At 69.5% G+C, this 1739-nt stretch carries 2 protein-coding genes; one reads left to right on the top strand and one right to left on the bottom strand.

Features of this window, described 5'->3' with window-relative positions; translation table 11 throughout:
- Nucleotides 1–156 precede the first annotated feature (156 nt).
- A complete protein-coding gene (locus VFF97_RS04595; RefSeq protein ID WP_039397845.1) occupies nt 157–405 on the top strand; it encodes a WhiB family transcriptional regulator in 249 nt (82 codons plus the stop codon).
- A gap of 47 nt (nt 406–452) precedes the next feature.
- On the opposite strand, the gene VFF97_RS04600 is transcribed toward VFF97_RS04595, so the two are convergent.
- A partial coding sequence (locus VFF97_RS04600; protein WP_325032319.1) for a sensor histidine kinase occupies nt 453–1739 on the bottom strand: 1287 nt, incomplete at its 5' end.

The following is a 1739-nucleotide window of genomic DNA, read 5'->3' on the forward strand; positions in this document are numbered from 1 at the left end:
CTGAACCCTTGATTCAGGTGAATCGCTATGGGACGATTGCTTAAGCAGTGTGCTCCCACAGCGTTGTGGGGCGAGTATCGCTCGCACTCCCACAGGGTATCGGAACCCGAATCCGGGCTCTGTTCTGATCATCATTCCGCATCAAGGAGCACAACCATGGATTGGCGCGACAAAGCCGCCTGCCTCACCGTCGACCCCGAACTCTTCTTCCCTGTGGGCAACACCGGCCCCGCGGTCGACCAGATCGAGAAGGCCAAGGCCGTCTGCGCCCGCTGCACCGTGACCGAGATCTGCCTGCAGTACGCCCTCGAGACCGGGCAGGACTCGGGCGTGTGGGGCGGTCTCTCCGAGGACGAGCGCCGTGCCCTGAAGCGCCGCGCCGCCCGCGCGCGCCGCGCCTCCTGACGCGACGCCGATTATCCCGGATGCCGCGGCTGCGGCATCCGTCTCGCTCAGTTCGTCGCGCGCTTGATGTAGCGCAGCGGGATCTCGATCGTCACCTCGGTGCCGCTGCCGACGAGCGTGTGCCAGTCGATCGTCCCGCCGAGCTCGCCCTGGATGAGCGTGCGGACGATCTGCGTGCCGAGCCCCCGCCCGACCTGACCCTCGGGCAGTCCGACGCCCGTGTCGCGTACGCGCACCTCGAGCCGCTCGTCGGTGCGATCCGCGATGATCTCGACGTCGCCCTCCTGCCCCGCGAGGCCGTGCTCGACCGCGTTCGTGACGAGCTCGGTGAGGGCGAGCGCGAGCGGTGTCGCGTACTCGCTCGGCAGCGTGCCGAACTTGCCCGTCGAGCGGGTCTTCGCGCGCGTGTTGGGCGCAGCGGCGACCTCGGCGACGAGCTTGAGCACGCGTGCGAACACGTCGTCGAAGTCGACGCTCTGCGTGAGACCCTCGGACAGCGTGTCGTGCACGACTGCGATCGCCGACACGCGGCGCATGGCCTGCGTGAGCGCCTCGCGCGCCTCGTCGGAGTGCGTGCGGCGCGCCTGGATCCGCAGCAGCGACGCCACCGTCTGCAGGTTGTTCTTGACGCGATGGTGGATCTCGCGGATCGTCGCGTCCTTGGTGATGAGCTCCTGCTCCTGGTGCCGCATCTCGGTCACGTCGCGGCAGAGCACGATCGCGCCGATGCGCGTGCCGTGGTCGCGCAGCGGGATCGTGCGCAGCGACACGGTGACGCCGCGCGCCTCGATGTCGGTGCGCCACGGCGCGCGGCCGGTCACGACGACCGGCAGCGACTCGTCGAACTGGCGCTTCTCGGGGAGGATCCGCGTCACGACCTCGACGAGGGACTCGCCCTCGAGCTCGTCGTCGAACCCGAGGCGGTTGAACGCCGACAGCGCGTTCGGGCTCGCGAACGTCGTGATGCCGTCGACGTCGAGCCGGATGAGCCCGTCTGACGCGCGCGGCGCGCCGCGACGGGGCCCGGTGGGCGCCGACAGGTCGGGGAAGTCGCCCGTCGCGATCATGCCGAACAGGTCGTCGGCACAGTCGTTGAACGTGATCTGCTGACGCGACGGCGTGCGCGTCTCGCCGAGGTTCGTGTGTCGCGTGAGCACGCCGATCACGCGCGGCTCCTCCCCCTGCTGCGCGTGATCGCGCACGATCGGCACCGCCCTCACGCGTGTGGGGGTCTCTTCGAACCAGTCGGGCGAGGCCGAATCGACGATCCGCACGGTCGTGAACGCGTCGCGCACCTGCGTGCGCCACTGCGGTCGAACGCGGTCACCCACGAT

This window comes from Microbacterium sp., from assembly GCF_035687345.1.
Taxonomy (GTDB): Bacteria; Actinomycetota; Actinomycetes; order Actinomycetales; family Microbacteriaceae; genus Microbacterium.

Excerpts from the sequence above, each read along its gene's own strand:
- VFF97_RS04595 (WP_039397845.1), top strand. The coding sequence starts at position 157 with ATGGATTGGCGCGACAAAGCCGCCTGCCTCACCGTCGACCCCGAACTC.